Below are 17298 nucleotides of genomic sequence, written 5' to 3'. Positions count from 1 at the left end.
GAACACGGCCCCTGGCTAGGCGGGCTTTCGTGCCCAGGCGCCGAAGACCATGTCGCTCACGTACGTGGTGTTCGCCTTCGTCCGCTCGTCCGCGAGGCGTTCTTCGAGCGTGTCGACGTCGATCTCCGCCTCGGTGGCGACGCCCTGCTGCACGATGCGCGGCAGCATCGCCCGGATGATCGCGGCGGTGCGGTGGTGCGCCCGCGGCGTTTGCACGATCGCCTCCGCGCGCACGCGCACGACGTCGAGGCCCGCCTGCTCGAGCACGGCGGCGAGGTGGAAGCCGATGTGGATGTCGGCGCCCTCGCGCTCCACCGTTCGCCACATCCATTGATGCGCGCGCTCATGAAGCGGCAGCGGCGTCAGGCTCGCAGGCACCATGGTTGCGTCGTGCTCCTGAAAGACGACCAGGCCGCCGGGGCGCAGGGCGCGGGAGAGGCTCTTCACGGCCGCGGCCGCGTCGGGCTGGTACATCAGGACGCGCCTGCCCACGACGGCATCGAAGAGGCCGTGCTCGGGCGCCAGCGCGCCGAGGTCCCCCTCCGCGAAGGTCACGTTCTGCAGCCCGAGCTCGCGCGCCCGGTCGCGCGCCGCCGCGAGCGGGCGCGCGTCGCGGTCGATGCCCACGACCTGCCCCTGCCCGCCGACGAGCTGCGCGATTCGAAACGAGACATCCCCGGCGCCGCAGCCCACGTCGAGCACGCGCATGCCGGCGCCGAGGCCCGCATCGGCCAGCAGCCGGTCGGTCATCTCTCCAACCATGTCGATCATCGGTCCCACGCTCCTCCGCTTCGTTGGCCCTGCTCGATGCGTAGCGTGAGCGGCGCCGCCGCTGAAGGGCGTCGTTTGTTGACGGATCGGCGGATCTTTCGATCGGGGGAGCGGCGCTATCCGAGCAGCGCCTCGAGCACGCCCCTCTCCCGGAGATCGCGGAAGCTGTGGGTCGGGGCGCAGGCTTCGAGCTCCGCGAGGGCGTAGGTGCCGGTGGCCACGGCGATCGACTCCGCGCCGATCGCCCGGGCCGCCGCGATGTCCTTGGGCGTGTCGCCGATGACCACGACGCGGCACGCCTCGAGCGGCGCCTCGAGCCGCGCCGCCCCGCGCGCCGCGCCGATGCGCAGGAGCTCGTCGCGGAGCTCGTGATCGCAGCCGAAGCCGCCGAACGCGAACCGCTCGTAGATGCCGACGCGCGTGAGCTTCGCCTGCGCCCCCGCGCGGACGTTCCCCGTGCCGAGGCCGACGGCGCACCGCGCCCGCCGGGCGGCGGCGTCGAGCGCGTCGAGGACGCCGTGGTGGACCCGGGTCTCGCCGGCGAGCGACATCTCCTCGGCGAGGATCTCGACGTAGATCGCGAGGAGCGCGTCGATGGCGCCCTCGGTGACCTCGCGCCCGAGCGCCTCGAGCCCCGCCCGGATGATGGCCCTGTCGGTCATGCCGGCGAACGAGAACGCCTCGCACGCGTCGGGCCGGCCGGCAAACCGGTCGAACGAGCGCTCCATGGCGCGCCGGCCTGCGCCGCCGGTGGAGAGCAGGGTGCCGTCGATGTCCCAGAGGAGGACCGTGGGGCGCATGTCCCCATGGTAGATGCGGCGCGGGCCGAGGGCGAGCGCGGAGGCGCGGGCCGAGGGCGAGCGCGGAGGCACGGCGGGGGGCCGTCAGAACGCCCTCCGCCAGGGCGCGATGGCGCGGATGAGCACGCCTCGCCTCCCGTGCCGGCCCTCGCAGGTCCGGAGATCTCAAGAGGGGTACCGCACCCGGACACGTCGCGCGGCGCCCGGACAGGGGAGGCGGTCACCCGGACACGTCGCGCGGCGCCCGGACAGGGGAGGCGGTCACCCGGACACGTGGCGCGCCGCCCGGACAGGGGAGGTGGTCACCCGGACACGTCGCGCGCCGCCCGGACAGGGGAGGTGGTCACCCGGACACACAGAGGCTGTTTTTGCGCGTCGATGCACGAAGGTAGAGAATCAAAGAGCGTTCGGCGTAATGCGCGGCTCGCGCGGCGTCTGCGTGCCTGTCGATCGCTTCGAGCGCAATCGCGCGGCGATCTCTGCTAAGAGGGGCCGCCGAGGGCGGGAGATCGCGTTGCTCGGGCTCTCGTGCAGGTCGCCGACGCCGATCGAGGGACAGGGCGCCTGCGAGCACCTCGCGAACTGCACGGGGCGCCGGTTGCGCGGAGGGTGCCCGGGAGACAAGACCATGCGACGCTCGCCACGAAGCCCGATCCCCGCGGTCCTCCTGCTGCTCTCGTGCGCCGCGCCGGCGGCGGCGGAGCCGCTCCCGCGGCGCCGCCCGTCGACCGGACCGGAGCAGGAGATGCTCGACGAGGCGAAGCGGCTCGTCGATCAAGGGCGCATCGCGGACGCGCGCGACATCCACCTGACGCTGTGGCGGCTCACGAGGAGCGCCTCCGACGCGTTCCGCGTGGGGATGCTGTCGTTTCGGCTGCGCGACTTCCAGATGGCGGCGGAGTTCCTCGCCATCTATTTCGACATGGTCGGCACCCCCGAGGCGCCGAAGATCTGGGTGCCGCCGGGCTTCAAGGAGGGCTACGAGCTGGCGCGGGCGAACTTCGCGGAGGCGCGGCGGCACGTCGGGGCGATCGAGGTGCGCGTGAGCGAGCCGGGCGCGGCCGTGCTCGTGGACGGGCGGCAGGTCGGCGTCTCCCCGCTCCCGCGCCCGGTGTACGTGGCGCCCGGCCAGCACCGCGTGGGCGCTCAGCTCGCCGGGCGGCAGGTCGAGGTGCCGGCCGCCGTCGACGCGGGCGGCGAGCGGACCGTGTGGCTGGTGCTGCGGCGCGCGGAGGCGGAGGCGCCTGCGCGTCCATCGACGAGCAAGGCGGCCGCTTCTCCGACGAGCAAGGCGGGCGCGGCGCTGGGCGCGGCGCCGCCTCGGCCCGCGCGCGATCCGGCGCTGCGGTGGTGGACCGTGGGCGGGCTCGCGGCCACGTCGGTCGCGCTCGCCGTCGTCGGGGGCGTCTCGGTGGCGGAGGCCAACGATGCGGCCGGCGATCGGGATGCCGCCTTCGTCCGGGCGCGCTGGGAGGCGTTCCGCTGCCGGCCGGGGCTGCCCGCGTGCGACGCCTACGCGGAGGCCGACGGGCGCGCGAGGACGTTCACGGGGCTGTCGGTGGGCGCGTTCATCGGGGCTGGCCTTGCGGCCGGCGGCGCCGTGGCCGCGGGGTTCCTGCTCGCGCCGGAGGCGACGGTCCGCGTGGGGGCCGTCGGGGCCGGCCCCGGCGCGGCGTTCTCCTTTACGTGGTAACGCCGGTGCGTGGTAAGCGCCGGACCTCGCGCTGGCGTGCTCCGGAGAGCGGGGGCCGCTCTCTCCCTATTCTCTGCGAGAGTGTTTACTTTTGGTGAGAATTTGTTGGTGATCATCGCAATGCAGCATGCGCGCCTGATTTGACGCTTGCCACGAACTCGGTGATCGCGAGGGTGAGCAGGCCTGGTATCGTAGCGCGCATGTGGAAGCGGCGGCTGTGCGCCTCCTGCACGGTGTTCCTCACAGGGGTCCTATGGGCGGCCTGCAGCGGTGACGCCTATATTGATGTGGAGCGGGAGCCAACGTGCGATTCAACGGAGGAATGCGATCCCGAGAGGACAGGAACGCAATGCATTGACGGGCGCTGCCGGTGCGCGGACCCCGCGGAGGAGAGCTGTTGCGAGCCCGGCTCCGTCGAGAAGGACGGGGATCTCTGCAGGCGGCAGTGCCGGCCGAACAGCGAGTGCAACGCCGCGCTCTGCGAGACGCCTCGGGACTGTCCTAAGCCCGTGGATCCGCGGTGCGGCGAGGCTGTGTGCGTCGACGGTGTCTGCTGGCTGGCCTTGCCGGAGCAGCTGCCGAACCAGCGGCGTGGCGACTGCATGATCCTCCGATGCGATGAATTGGGGCGGTTGGTTGCCGAGCCCCATGACAGCGACGTGTTCAACGATGGCAACGAGTGTACGGTCGACGCGTGCGTGCAGGGGGCCAGCGTGCACACCCCGAAAGAGTCGGGGAATGCTGAGGAGGGCTCCGGGTACTGCGACGGCGAAGGGCATCGGGTTGGATGTCTCCGCGACGAGGACTGCGGGACTCCCTCGTACGCCTGCTCGATGTCGGGCAGGTGCGTCCTCGAGTGGTGCGACAACGGCATCTTTGACAATGCCTCGGGCGAGACGGCGCGGGATTGCGGTGGGCCGTGCGAGCCATGCAGGGCGGGACAACCATGTATGGTCAACAGCGACTGCATCGAGGGCGTGTGCGGTCCGGACATGCTGTGCGAGCATGCGGACTGCCACGATCGCATTCAGAACGGCGCTGAGACCGACGTCGACTGTGGCGCGCCATCGTGTCCCGCGTGCGATTCCGGACTGCGGTGCAACGCGCACGCGGCCTGTAAGAGCGGCGTGTGCGGCGACGGCACGTGCCTTGATCCGACGTGCGATGATGGAGTGCAAAACGGTGATGAGGCGGGCATCGATTGCGGCACGACGTGTCCCATCGCTTGCCCGCTGCTCATCTCAGGCGAAGAGACATGAAGAGAGTCATCAGGATGACGAGCAGGCACCTTCTTGCCGTGGGCGCGACGCTCTCTGCTGCCGCGCTCTGGATCGCATGCTCGGCGGACCCCCCGGCGCCGCCGCCGGAGCGCCCCGAGTGCGAGACCGAGTACGACTGCATCAACCCGCCGGACCCTGAGTGCGGCACGCAGCGGTGCATCGAGGGCAAGTGCCAGCGGGAGGTGTGGGAATACAGCGGCCAGTATCCCGGCGACTGCATGACGATGGCGTGCGACAGCGACGGGTTCAAGGTCGCCGTGCCCGCGCCGGACGACGTGCCGGAAGACGGCAACCCTTGCACCGATGATCTCTGCGATGGCACGCGAGCACTCCGCTTGGCGACCCGGCGAGGCCCGGCTCCCGACGATTCCGGGCTGTGCGATGGCGAGCGACATCTGGTCGAATGCCTGTCGGACGCGGACTGCGTGGAGCCGTCTACGTACTGCTCCCCGAACAGCAAGTGCGTGCCCCTCGCCTGCAACAATGGCGAGCTCGATACCGACATCGGCGAGTCCTATGTGGATTGCGGTGGTCTATGCGATCCGTGCATTCCGACGTTTCCGTGTAACACGGGAGCGGACTGCTTCACCGGCGTGTGCGGCTTCGACAAGCGGTGCAGCCGCGCCACATGCAGCGACGGAGTCCAGAACGCGAACGAGGCCGACATCGACTGCGGATCCAACTGCCGTGACTGCGCCGCTGGAGACAAGTGCAGGGAAGCCTCGGAGTGCTTGACGAAGGTTTGTTTCATGGGCCGGTGCCAGGCCCCTAGCTGCGACGATGACCGCCAGAACGGCAGGGAAGTGGGTAGAGATTGCGGCGGTGACTGCCCTCCTTGCCCAGAGGGAAGCCTCCCCTGAGCGGGAGCTGCAACGCCGCCGCCTTCGGATCGACCGCGGCCAACCTGGGACCGCCGATCCTGCTATCCGTGGGCGCTCGCTCATCGCTCGACAGTTTCACAACGTACGGCTCACGCTGAAGCCATAGCTCGGCCTGCTGGGCAGCCAAGCGCGTCAGGCGTGTCGTATGGCCACTACGCCAAAGGCTGAGCCGTCGCAGGCGAGCGAGCCGTCCACCGGGGAGCTATACAGCGAGGACATAGTTGATGCCCAAGCTCCCGGTTGACGCCGCCTTGCTGCCGGGGGAACGCTGCGCACCTCCGGAACGGGGAGGAATCCATGGAATACGGGCTGAGGGTGAAGGCGAGCGCGCTCGTGCTGTGCGGCGGGCTCGTGATGATGCTCGCGTCGGCATGCGAGCTACAGTACGAATGTGACTCAGTGCAGCCGGAAGGCACGGGTGCCGGATACCCGACAGAATCCGTAGGAGCGGGAGATTACCTCAGAGATGGCGAGGAAGGTGGAGGCGAAGAAGTGGGGAGCGACTCTTCGCACTGATGGCAGGCTGCACTCCAGTCGATAAATGTACCGATATGTATGTCGCCTGTATCGACAGGGGGTGGCCTTGCACGCGTCAGTGGGACGTTTACGGTACGAGGCTTTGTGCTGTCTGCCGAAGAGATTGCCAGGTTGGAAAGGCATACAGTACGTCCGAGTGCTACACTTGCGGGTTTGAATGAGTGCGATGAACCGTTCGGCTCTTTGGGGTGCGACGCATGTCGCCTTCAGTGCAGGCATGCCAGAGCGCCTTTTGCGCATGGGCGCGGCCCATGTGGCGCGTGGATTTGACTGCCTCCTTGTCGGGCCAAGTCGCCGTGATGTCGAGGAGCATCTCCGGGAACGACAGGCATGGTGGGGCTCGTCCGAAGAGTGGGATCCATTCTTATCCGATCTGCGGTGGGAGCCGCCTATCGTGTTGTGGGTGTCGACGTGCCTCCGCGAGAGAGTAGATCTCTGGAAAACATGCAGCTGGATGCGCCGGCTCGGGGTCGCTTGTCAGGACGTTCTTGTTCTTGAATTCGAACCGGCGCCGCCTTCGGCGACCGTCGATGAGCGGCCGCCGCCGTTCGATTGCTATTCGTCGGTGGCACATCACCCTGACGATGTTCTTCTGGAACACCTCGACAAGGCGCAGCCGTGGTCCATCGAGCGCTACGATAACGCCGTCCGCCTCTGGGATAGTTACGTCGATGAGGATCCCTTTCCCTTTGTCGAAAGCTGCATCCGCGGTGTCGTAGGATTTCCAGAGCTCGCTCCGATGTGGACGCTCCTGTCGTCCTTTTTTCCAAGGATGACAGGGGAGGGGTGTCTTCGTCTCAGCCGATTCGATGAGCTGATCTTGATGCTTCTTTCGAGTGAGTGGAAAACTCCACTGTCGATGTGTGGTCAAAATTCGCAATTGGCAGGGCTATTGTGGGAGTTTCTTGACTGTACTGGAGATCTGTTTTTGCCGCTCAGGTTAGAGCATTGGGCAGAACACAAGTCGAGCGTGGTCGTGGAGCGCACACCCGGTCCGAATCCTGATGAGCCGATGAAGTCGTTCGCTTATCGCCTCACCGAACGTGGCACGCAGCTACGAGATAGGGGGCTCGAACAACTCGCGGAAGCGCCACGCCTACCGATAGCCGGAACCGAGGCATACGCGCCGTCGGCTCCCTGGGTGTTACTCCAGGACGGTCGGCTCGCTCGGTTGTGAGAGCCAACACCGGGCTTTCTGGTGCAGCTACGCAACGCGAGAACGCGAATCCAGCACTATCACACATGCCGTTCCATTGCCGGCCAGCTTCGTCTCACCCGGAGATACGGCGAGGAGCGTGTCCGCCTGAACGTGTGACCTGCATGCGACCTGAACAATTTTCGCGCCGCTGAACTGCTCTTGCGGGCTCGAAAGCACGTTCGCGACCCCTCGGGCACCTTCCCAGACCGTCTCCCTCCGCGTAAGCCTCATGCTTATGCCCAAGAAGCAGAACAACACTCATTACGACCGCTGGCGCGACCAGGCCAAGGCCGCCGCCCAGACGGAGAACCCCCTCAAGGTGCCTTACGACGTCGCCCTCAAGGAGGCAGGTCAGGTCGCCGGATTCTTCGACAAGCACTGGAATCCCACGGACGCGCTGCCGGGCCTCAGGCGCGTCAAGGCGCGGTTGCCCGAGCGCACCGGTGAGGAGATCGTCTCTCTGGTGCACGCGGTCCAGGAGGCGCAAACGAAGCTGCTCCTGCTCGTCGATCCCGTCGTCGTCGACCACGGAGAGCGCGCGCGCCTCGTCCTCGACGAGATCGAGTCCGCCCTCGAGTTCCTCCTCGACGACGGGGTCGAGGAGCCCGCGGACGCGCAGCTCACGGCCATCCAGGAGTTCCACGCCGACATCGGCCAGCGCTCCAGCGCGCTGCACCAGGCGCTGAGCGACTACGCCGGCCTCGCAGGCTCGCTGAAGGACCGGCTCGCGGAGGTGGACGAGGATTTCGACGTCGCCCTCATCACCGAGGCGAAGGACCTGGCGCGCGCGCTCGCCGCGGCGCCGGGCGCGCGGCCGGCGGCCGATTCCGAGGTCAAGGAGGCGACCCGGATCCGCAACGGGCTGCTCAGGCTGCTCCAGGAGAAGATGGGGCTGGTGCGGAAGGCCGCAGCGCGGGTGTTCCAGCGGAATCCAGAGGTGCTGCGCGAGGTGACGAGCAGCTACGAGCGCCGCCGTCGCGCCGCCGCGCGCCGCGCCAAGGCCGCCGGTGACGCGGCGAAGGTCGAGAGCGCGCCCGCGAAGGGGCCCGGAGAGAGCCCTCTCCTCGGCTGAAGCGCCGCGCCCCCCAGAGCGCCGCGCCCGCGCAGCGTAGCGCCCCTCCAGAGCGCCGCGCCCCCGCAGCGCCTCGCCCCTCCGCAGCGCGCCCGCGGCCTTCGTGACGCGGCCCGCCGCCCGCGCCGAAGCACGCGCACACCGCCGCGAGTTGCGCTACTCCTCCAACTCGATGGCGCTCCAACCTTTCCGCGTCGCCGCGCTCGCCCTCGTGGCGGGCCTCGCCCTCCTCGGATCTCCGGCCTGCAAGAAGGGCGAGGAGGCCTCGCCCGAGCAGGGGCGCAAACCAGGGAAGCAGGCGATGAGCTTCCCGGTCGAGGTCGCGCCCGTCGCTGCGGAGCGCGTCGAGTACGCCGTGCCCGCCGTCGGCACCGTCGAGGCGTTCGAGCAGGTGCAGCTCACCGCGCGCGTCGCCGGCGTCGTCGAGGCGGTGCGGTTCATGGAAGGCGACGAGGTCAAGGCGGGGCAGGTGCTCGTCGAGATCGATCCGGCGCGGTACAACCTCGCCGTCCGCGCCGCGCGCGCGACGCTCGACCGCATGACCGCCACGCAGGCCGAGGCCGCCGCCGGCCTCGAGCGGCGCGAGGCCGAGGGCGCCGAGGGCGTCTTCAGCAAGGAAGAGGTCGCGTCGTGGCGCTCCAGGGCGGCGACGACCGCCGCGCAGGTCGCCGAGGCGAAGATCGCCGTCGACCAGGCGCTCCTCAACCTGCGCGACGCCTACGTGCGCGCGCCCATCCCGGGGAAGATCCAGACGCGCACCGTGCAGACCGGCCAGCACGTCGCCGTCGGCACGGTGCTCGCGACGCTCCTCCGCCGCGACCCGCTCCTGCTCCGCTTCCAGATCCCCGCCGCCGAGGCCACGCGCGTCCGCCCCGGCATGGAGGCGCGGTTCGCCGTGAAGGGCGACGCGCGGACCTACACCGCGAAGCTCACGCACGTCGCCGACGCGGCCGATCCCGCGACGCGCATGGTCGCCGCGACCGGCGAGGTGCAGGGTGAGGGCAAGGACCTGCTCCGCCCCGGCACGTTCGCCGAGGTGACCGTGCCCGTGGGCGCGAGCGGCGACGCGCCCGTGATCCCGCAGACCGCCGTGCGGCCGAGCGAGCGTGGGTTCCTCGCCTACGTGGTCGACGGCACCACCGCGCGCGAGCGCGTGCTCTCGCTGGGGCTGCGCACGGCGGACGGGCGCGTCGAGGTGAAGTCGGGGCTCTCCGTGGGCGAGCGCCTCGTGGTGCGCGGCGCCGAGGCGCTGCGCGACGGGTCCCAGGTCCGCATCGCGACGCCCGGCAGCCTGCCCGGCGGCCAGGCCGCGGGCCACGCCGGGGAGGGCGCCGGCGCCGGCGCTGCGCCAGGGGCATCGGCCGGCGCTGCGGCGGGGGCACCGGCAGGCGCTGCGCCCGGAGCGCCGGCCGGCGCGCCTCCGCCCACGTTGCCCGCCGGCTCACCGCCGGCGCCCGCCGGCTCACCGCCGGCGCCCGCCGGCTCGGCGCCGGCGATCTCCCCCGCCAGCTCGACGCGGAGCGCGCCGTGAGCCTCACCGAAGCGTGCCTCAGGAAGCCGGTCTTCGCCTGGATGCTGATGGCGGCGACCATCGTCTTCGGCCTCGTCGCCGTGTCGCGCATCGGCATCAGCCAGTTCCCCGACGTCGACTTCCCCACCATCACCATCTCCGCCACCCTGGAGGGCGCCGCCCCCGAGATCATGGAGCACGACGTGGTCGAGCCGCTCGAGGAGGCGGCCGTCCAGGTCGAGGGGATCCGGTCGATCACGTCGACGTCGCGCCAGGGCAGCGCCTCGGTGACCATCGAGCTCGACCTGTCGCGCGACGTCGACGTCGCGCTCCAGGACGTGCAGACGAAGATCTCCCAGGCGCAGCGGCGGCTGCCGCTCGACCTCGACCCGCCCGTCGTCTCCAAGACGAACCCGGAGGACCAGCCGATCATGTGGGTCGGGCTCTCCGGCCCGTTCTCCCCGCAGATCATCGCCGACATCGCGCGCTACCGGCTGAAGGAGAAGCTCCAGACGGTGCCCGGCGTCGGCGAGCTGACCCTCGGCGGCTACCTCGAGCGCAACGTCCGTATCTGGATCGACGCCGACCGCCTCGCCGCCAAGGGGCTCACCGTCGCCGAGGTCACCGAGGCCCTGCGCCGCCAGCACATCGAGCTCCCCGCCGGTCGCATCGAGACCCAGGGGCGAGAGCTCAACGTGCGCGTGATGGGCGAGGCGCTCGACCTCGCCACCTTCAAGAAGATCGTCATCGGCGAGGGCGACCCCAACGGGGCCGCCCAGCCCGGCGCGGCCGCGCAGCCGGCGGGCCCGCCGTCGTCGGCGCGCGCCACGGTGTACCTGGAGGACGTCGCGCTCATCGAGGACGGCTTCGAGGACGTCCGCCGGCTCGCCCGCGTGAACGGCGAGCCGGCGCAGGGCCTCGGCGTGCGGAAGCAGCGGGGCTCGAACGCGGTCGAGGTCGCGCAGGGCGTCCGCGCCGCGCTCGCGGAGGTCCAGAAGACCCTGCCCGAGGGGATGGAGGTCGGGGTGAACTTCGACTCGACGAAGTTCATCGAGGAGTCGGTCCACGAGATCGAGCTCGAGCTCGGCATGGCCATCGCGCTCACGGCCCTCGTCTGCTGGATGTTCCTCGGCTCGCTCTCCAGCACGATCAACGTGGTCCTGGCGATCCCGATGTCGCTGCTCGGCACGGTCGCCGCGATCTACTTCCTCGGCTTCACGCTGAACACCTTCACGCTGCTCGGGCTCTCGCTCGCCGTCGGCATCGTCGTCGACGACGCGATCATGGTGCTCGAGAACATCCACCGGCACGCCGAGGGGGGGAAGGACCGCGTCCGCGCCGCCCGCGAGGGCACCGCCGAGATCACCTTCGCGGCGCTCGCCGCGACGCTCGCGGTCGTCGCGATCTTCATCCCGATCATCTTCATGGAAGGGGTGGTCGGCCGCTTCTTCCTCCAGTTCGGCGTGACCCTCTGCATCGCCGTGCTCCTCTCGTACCTGGAGGCGATCACCCTCGCGCCCGCCCGCTGCGCGCAGATCCTCGACGTCTCGCGCGAGGGCCGGGGCCGCCTCGGGCAGCTCGTCGACCGCGGCTTCGAGGCGCTCTCCCGGGGCTACGGCTGGCTGCTCGCCCGGGCGCTGCGGTTGCCGGTGGTGGTCGTCCTGCTCGGCGCGCTCCTCTTCGCCGGCGCGATCGTGACGATGCAGCGGCTCCCGACGGAGTTCGTCCCGTCGCAGGACCAGGGGCGGCTCCTCGTGCGCCTGCAGACGGCGGTCGGCTCGGACATCGAGGAGACCGACCGGCTCTTCCGGCGCGCCGAGGCGTTCGTGGGCGAGCACCCGGCGGTGTCGCGCGTCTTCGCCGTGGTCGGCGGCTTCGGCGGCGGCGCCGTGAACACGGGCGTCCTGTTCATCACGATGAAGCCGCCCGAGGAGCGGTCGCTCTCGCAGGCCGACCTCCAGGGCGTGCTCCGCAAGGAGCTGAACGGCTACCCCGGCCTGCGCGCCGTGGTCCAGGACCTCTCGCAGTCGGGCTTCACGGCGCAGCGCGGCTTCCCGGTCGAGTTCTCGATCCGCGGCCCGGACTGGGGCGAGCTCACGCGGCACAGCGAGCGGATCCGGAGCGAGCTCGCGCAGAGCGGCCTCGTCGTCGACCTCGACACCGACTACCAGCTCGGCATGCCCGAGCTCCGCATCGTACCCGACCGGGCGCGCGCCGCGGATCTCGGCGTGAGCGTCGAGTCGATCGCGACGACGCTGAACACGCTGGTCGGCGGCGGGCGCATCGCCAAGTACAACGACAACGGGCGCCGCATCGACGTCCGCGCGCGCCTGCTCGCGGAGCAGCGGAGCCGGCCCGAGGACCTCGCGCGCATCCAGGTGAGGAGCGCGTCGGGCGCGCTGGTGCCGCTCACGTCGGTCGTGAGCTACGAGGAGCTCCCCGCGCTGCAGGCGATCACGCGGCGCGACCGCGAGCGCGCCATCTCGATCTTCGGCAACATCGCGCCCGGGCGCTCGCAGGGCGAGGCGGTCGCGCGGGTCGAGGAGCTCGGCCGGGACCTGCCGGCCGGCTACCGCGTGGTGCTGGGCGGCGCGAGCGTGACGTTCCGCGAGTCGATGGGCGGCCTCATCTTCGCGCTCGTGCTCGGGATCCTGGTCGCCTACATGGTGCTGGCGTCCCAGTTCAACTCGTTCCTGCACCCGGTCACGGTGCTGACGATCCTGCCGCTGTCGATCGCCGGGGCCGCGTTCGCGCTGCTCCTGTCGGGGCACACGCTCAACATCTTCAGCATGATCGGCATCCTGCTGCTCATGGGGATCGTGAAGAAGAACTCGATCATCCTCGTGGATCACGCGATCGAGGTGCGGCGCGGGCACGGCGAGGGGGCAGGGGAGGCCATGGACGCCCGCGCGGCGATGCTCCGCGCCGGCCCGGTGCGGCTGCGGCCGATCCTGATGACGTCGATCGCGACGCTGATGGCCGCGGTCCCGTCGGCGCTGGCGCTCGGCCCGGGCGCCGAGATCCGGGCCCCGATGGCCGCGGCGGTCATCGGCGGGCTCCTCGTCTCGACGGCGCTGAGCCTCCTCGTCGTGCCGGCGTTCTACGTGCTCGCCGACGACGTGCAGGGCCGCGTCGCGCGGCTCCGGGCGCGGCGCGCGGGGCGTCACGCGCCCGCCGGGCCGGCGCACCCGGCCGCGCCGGAGGGCTAGGGCCGGTCGTCGGATGCGCGGCGCTGCCCGGGAGCAGGGCTCGCATCGATGCCGATATTCCCGCGTACTTAAACCTGAAGACAGTGCTCAAAATGGAACATGAAGGCGGAATGGCGGGATGGCGGGAAGAAAGCTTAATGATCTTCCTGCCTTCCCGCCTTCATGTGAACTCTCTCCGGGCAAATTTGAGCACTACCGATCTGAACCACTTCATCACGCTTGCGAAGCTGCGGCAGGCGGGGACAGTTTCATGACGACCTGGATCAGCGGAGTCTGCGAAACGAACGGCGTCGACATCCACTACCTCCGAACTGGAGGCGCCAAGCCTCCCGTCGTCCTGCTGCATGGATTGATGGGGAGCGGCGCCTGCTGGACGCCCTTGGCGCGGGCGCTCGAGGGCGAATTCGACGTCGTCATGCCCGACGCCAGGGGGCACGGCGGTTCGAGCGCGCCGCACCACGGCTACCGGTACGACGATCACGCGAGCGACGTCGTGGGCCTCATCCGCGGCCTGGGGCTCTCTCGTCCGGTCCTGCTTGGCCACTCGATGGGCGGCATGACCGCCGCGGTGGTGGCGAGTCGAGGGGCGGGGGTCATCCGCGGCCTCATCCTGGTCGACCCGACGTTCTTGAGCCCCGAGCGCCAACGCGAGGTGCGCGACAGCGACGTCGCCGATCAACACCGCCAGGCCCTCGGCTTACAGAGGTCTGACCTCGTTGCGCAGGCCCGCGCCCGAAACCCGCGTCGCTCGCCCGAGCTCATCGAGCTTCAAGCCGAGGCGAGGCTGAAGACCCGCATGGCCGCGTTCGACGTCCTCACGCCGCCCAACCCCGAGGTTCGCGGCGTGGTGAGCGCGATCGACGTCCCGAGCCTGCTCGTCATCGGCGACAGCGACCCCGTCGTCACGCTCGAGATGGCGACGGAGCTGCGGAGCCTCAACCCACGCATACGCGTCGAACAGGTGCGGGACGCCGGCCACGGCCTTCCCTTTCAACAACCCGAGCGCCTGGGAGAGGTGGTCCTGTCGTTCTTGCGTGAGCTCGCTTAGCTGCTAGTGCGCCTGCCCTCGGCCGGCTCGACCAGCGTTGCCGCCGGGAGAGGCGTCTAGCGGGAGGGCGAGCGACGATCCGGGGCGCGCAGCAGGTTTGCCGACACGCTCTACTCGCTCACCGACAGCACGTCCAGGTGCAGCATCTGGCCGGTGGTCGGCGCCGTGTCGTACGGTGGCAGCCCCTCGAAATAGTCCTTGGTCCAATTGGCGATCTGGCGTTCGTTGCCGTCGTTCATCACCACCTTGACCATGGCGCCGCCGTTGACCTGGATCGTCGCCTCGTAGTCCTCCTTGTGAATGTCGTGAGCGCGGTACTGATAATTGTTCAGCCAGTACGTCTGGCGCGGCTCGCTCACCTCAATCGAATATTGCTGGTAATTGATGGAATCGTTGGGGCCAATGCTACCGCCGATCATGAACGGCTTCACCGGCATCTCCCCCCCCACGATGTCCGTCGGCTCCCAGATCCCGCGCACCCGCAGCTTGACCGTGTACGTCGTGTTCGGATCGCCGCCGAAGGTCACCTGCTTCTCGATGTGCTGGGTGTTGGGCGGATGATTGCACGTCGCCATGGACGCCAGCGGCAAGGGCGTCGACGGGTCGCACTGGGCATCGATAAACAGCTTGTCCAACCCGCTCGCATAGCTTGCCAGATCTGGAGCGGCGCCGCCGCCGCCTGCCTCGACGGCACCACCGCCGCCACCCGAGCCACCGCCGCCGCCCGAGCCACCGCCGCCGCCCGAGCCACCGCCGCCACCCGAGCCACCGCCGCCACCCGAGCCCGACGCGGCGTCATGCGTACCGGTATCGCCCGGCGCTGCTCCCCCGGTTCCATCCATGCCGCCCGTCTCGGTGCTGCTGCATCCGGCGACCGTAACCAGCAGCGCAAGCAGGGCCATCGCCGGCGTTGCGCAGATGCTCCGCATCCCTGCGGTATCGGGACTCGGACCGGGGTCATCGATGGCGGTGCGGTTCGCGCAGACGAGCCGCGCTGTAGGGAACGGAAAAATCCAGCTCATAGAACCAGTATCCTATGTTTACGACGCGCTTGCAAGAGAGGGTAGGCCAATCGTGGACCGGCGTCATCACCAGATGCGTCGCGCCTTTGCGCCTCGGCTTGCGGAGGAGGTGTCCCACGCGGCCATCGGCCAGGATCGAGAGGCGCTCCAAGCTGAACGGCGGGCGCGCGCCGTGCCGGCACAATCGCTCGAGCCCTTCGCGATCCCCCGCGCGCCCGGTGATCGAACAGCCATGCTGCAATCCTGCACGGGTCGTTCGAGTGTCCTCGCCGCTGAGTTCGGTCGCGCTGACGCGACGGTCTGCGGCCTCTGCCAGCGTGGCGTAGGCAATATTGAACAGCCGAGTGAGCTCGTTGGCTCTGTTGGTTTTATCGGCGGAACGGTGGATCGTGCTTTATTGTATGTACGTTATGTCAACTGCCGGTCGACGCCGTGGGCGGTCCGAACCAGGTGGTGAGGGCGTCACCGAGGCCCTGGTCCGTGCCTTCTCCGACCCACGCGACGTAGCCGTCAGGGCGAATCAAGACCGCGGTGGGAGCAGCGACCGCGCCCAGCACCGGGAGCTCCCACGCGCCGGCGTATCGCGCGTCGACTCGCCGGACCCGATCCGACCACGGCCGGATGTCGAAGGCGCCGGGCTCGCCGAGGTTTAGGAACACCGGTCGGGCATCGTGCAGCAGGGCGAACACGCGCTGCGGGCTGTCCGTGGTGACCACGTCGAGATCGGGCATGCGACGCCCGAGCAACGGGTGTCCCTCGCCGAGATCGTAGTTGATGTCCACACCAGACATCATCGCGACGTATTGCTGGCGAGGCGCGTCCCTCTGCATCAGCTCCGACATCATCCCGCGCAAGGCCTCGATGCGATCGTCGCCGCGATCGAGCGCGGTGAGCGCCATGGTGTTACGCAGCACGCGGGCACCGACCGGGTGCCGCTCGGCATGGTACGTGTCCAGGAGGCTCTCCGGCGATGTCCCGTGGACCACCTGGGCGAGCTTCCATCCCAGATTCACCGCGTCCTGCACACCGATGTTGAGCCCCTGTCCGCCCATCGGGGAATGCACGTGCGCCGCGTCGCCCGCCAAGAGCACGCGGTTGTTTCGGTAGGACGCCGCCTGCCGAGCCATATCGGTAAACCGGGAGATATAGGTGGCGCTGCGAAGACCATAATCCGTCCCGTAGACAGCGATGAGCGCCTCGCGGACGTCGCGTAGGGTCGGCTTGTCGCCCTGGGCGAGGGGCGGTTCATTCAACACCATGCGCACGCTCTTGCCGTCCTCGAGCTTGCCTATCGCATTGATGCCTTTTTCACCACGGCGGATGCCCCACTCGGGCTCTTCGGCCACCTCGACCTCGGCGATCAAGTAGCTGGTCGACGGATCCCACCCTGGGAAGTCGATGCCTGCTTTCTTGCGGATCAGGCTGCGACCGCCGTCGCACCCGACGAGATACTTCGCTCGCAACGATCGGCCGTCGGACAGCTCGACATCGACGCCGGTGTCGTCCTGCGCGAAACCCGTGACCTCACTTCGGCGATAGATCGGCACCCCCAGCTCGGAGACCCAGTCGGCCAGGATGCGCTCGGTGCGGTGCTGCCAGAGCCCGAGATAGTAGTTGTGGCGAGCCGGGATGTCGCTGATGTCGAGAGTGCCCCGCGCGAAGGGCGCGCTCCGAAACACCTGCCCTTGCGAAATGAAGCGATCGGCGATCCCTCGCTGATCGAGCACCTCGATCGTGCGTATGTACAGCCCGCCTGCGCGCAAGCCCTCGAGGTCTTGGCTCTCACGCCGCTCGACGATGGCGACGTCGACCCTCGCCAACGCCAGCTCGCCCGCCAACATCAGCCCTGTCGGACCTCCTCCGGCGATCACAACCGCGTGCTTTGTCATGGCGACACCGCGTCCGGATTCGTCGTGCATTTCGATCCTCCTGTGCATGCCATCTCTGGCTTGCGGCCGGCGACCGTACGGCACGACCAGGGGCTTGCCGCAAGCCCCCGTCTCTGGCATACGTTGGTAGTGGAGAGAGGCGGGGGTTGCTCTCCCCGGAGCGTTTTGTGTGTGCCCTCTCACAAAACCACGGCGCGCAAATTTCAGCGAGACCCGCCTGTTCCCGCCGGCGTAGTGGGTCAGCGGATCCGCGGCGAAGAGCTGTCCGTCCTCCGGTGGCGCACAGCTGGCGCCGGTGTCCCCTGCGCGGGAGCACGGCCATCACGACAGCCGCGTTCCCGGCGAAGTAGAGACAGGCCGTCCCGATGCGGCGGGCTACCGTGCTTCA

11 protein-coding genes are annotated in these 17298 nt (G+C 69.4%); 7 read left to right on the top strand and 4 right to left on the bottom strand.

Features of this window, described 5'->3' with window-relative positions; genetic code table 11:
• Positions 1 to 15: 15 nt before the first annotated feature.
• Both WMF26_RS32625 and WMF26_RS32620 read right to left on the bottom strand, forming a co-directional pair.
• Positions 16 to 771, bottom strand: coding sequence for a class I SAM-dependent methyltransferase (locus WMF26_RS32625; protein WP_437995904.1), 756 nt, complete (start codon positions 769 to 771; stop codon positions 16 to 18).
• Positions 772 to 887: 116 nt separating this feature from the next.
• Complete coding sequence (locus WMF26_RS32620) at positions 888 to 1571, bottom strand: HAD family hydrolase (RefSeq protein WP_437332247.1); 684 nt, start codon at positions 1569 to 1571, stop codon at positions 888 to 890.
• Positions 1572 to 2199: 628 nt separating this feature from the next.
• Between WMF26_RS32620 and WMF26_RS32615 the strand changes: the two genes are divergently transcribed.
• The 7 genes from WMF26_RS32615 (at position 2200) to WMF26_RS32585 (ending at position 13999) form a co-directional block, all read left to right on the top strand.
• Complete coding sequence (locus tag WMF26_RS32615; RefSeq protein ID WP_437995903.1) at positions 2200 to 3264, top strand: hypothetical protein; 1065 nt, start codon at positions 2200 to 2202, stop codon at positions 3262 to 3264.
• Positions 3265 to 4519: 1255 nt separating this feature from the next.
• Positions 4520 to 5404, top strand: coding sequence for a hypothetical protein (locus tag WMF26_RS32610; protein WP_437995902.1), 885 nt, complete (start codon positions 4520 to 4522; stop codon positions 5402 to 5404).
• 724 nt (positions 5405 to 6128) lie between these two features.
• A complete protein-coding gene (locus WMF26_RS32605; RefSeq protein WP_437995901.1) occupies positions 6129 to 7139 on the top strand; it encodes a hypothetical protein in 1011 nt (336 codons plus the stop codon).
• Between the two features lie 256 nt (positions 7140 to 7395).
• Complete coding sequence (locus WMF26_RS32600) at positions 7396 to 8232, top strand: hypothetical protein (RefSeq protein WP_437995900.1); 837 nt, start codon at positions 7396 to 7398, stop codon at positions 8230 to 8232.
• A 172-nt stretch (positions 8233 to 8404) separates the two neighbouring features.
• The gene (locus WMF26_RS32595; protein WP_437995899.1) at positions 8405 to 9763 is read left to right on the top strand and encodes an efflux RND transporter periplasmic adaptor subunit; all 1359 of its coding nucleotides are present in this window, start codon (positions 8405 to 8407) and stop codon (positions 9761 to 9763) included.
• Entirely contained in the window at positions 9760 to 12951 is a 3192-nt protein-coding gene (locus tag WMF26_RS32590) for an efflux RND transporter permease subunit (protein WP_437995898.1), read from the top strand. Before WMF26_RS32595 ends, WMF26_RS32590 begins: the two co-directional genes overlap by 4 nt.
• Positions 12952 to 13201: 250 nt before the next feature.
• Positions 13202 to 13999, top strand: coding sequence for an alpha/beta fold hydrolase (locus WMF26_RS32585; protein WP_438002471.1), 798 nt, complete (start codon positions 13202 to 13204; stop codon positions 13997 to 13999).
• Between the two features lie 110 nt (positions 14000 to 14109).
• Here the strand turns inward: WMF26_RS32585 and WMF26_RS32580 are convergent, their stop codons facing one another.
• Together WMF26_RS32580 and WMF26_RS32575 are read right to left on the bottom strand one after the other, a co-directional pair.
• On the bottom strand, positions 14110 to 15021 hold the full coding sequence (locus tag WMF26_RS32580) for a hypothetical protein (RefSeq protein WP_437995897.1): 912 nt from the start codon (positions 15019 to 15021) through the stop codon (positions 14110 to 14112).
• A 413-nt stretch (positions 15022 to 15434) separates the two neighbouring features.
• The gene (locus tag WMF26_RS32575) at positions 15435 to 16940 is read right to left on the bottom strand and encodes an FAD-dependent monooxygenase (protein ID WP_437995896.1); all 1506 of its coding nucleotides are present in this window, start codon (positions 16938 to 16940) and stop codon (positions 15435 to 15437) included.
• Between the last annotated feature and the right edge of the window lie 358 nt (positions 16941 to 17298).

It is taken from the genome of Sorangium sp. So ce185, from assembly GCF_051526825.1.
Taxonomy (GTDB): Bacteria; Myxococcota_A; Polyangia; order Polyangiales; family Polyangiaceae; genus Sorangium; species Sorangium cellulosum_D.
The sequence above is the reverse complement of the archived record's forward strand: the minus strand, read 5'-3'. Positions and strand labels throughout refer to the sequence as shown.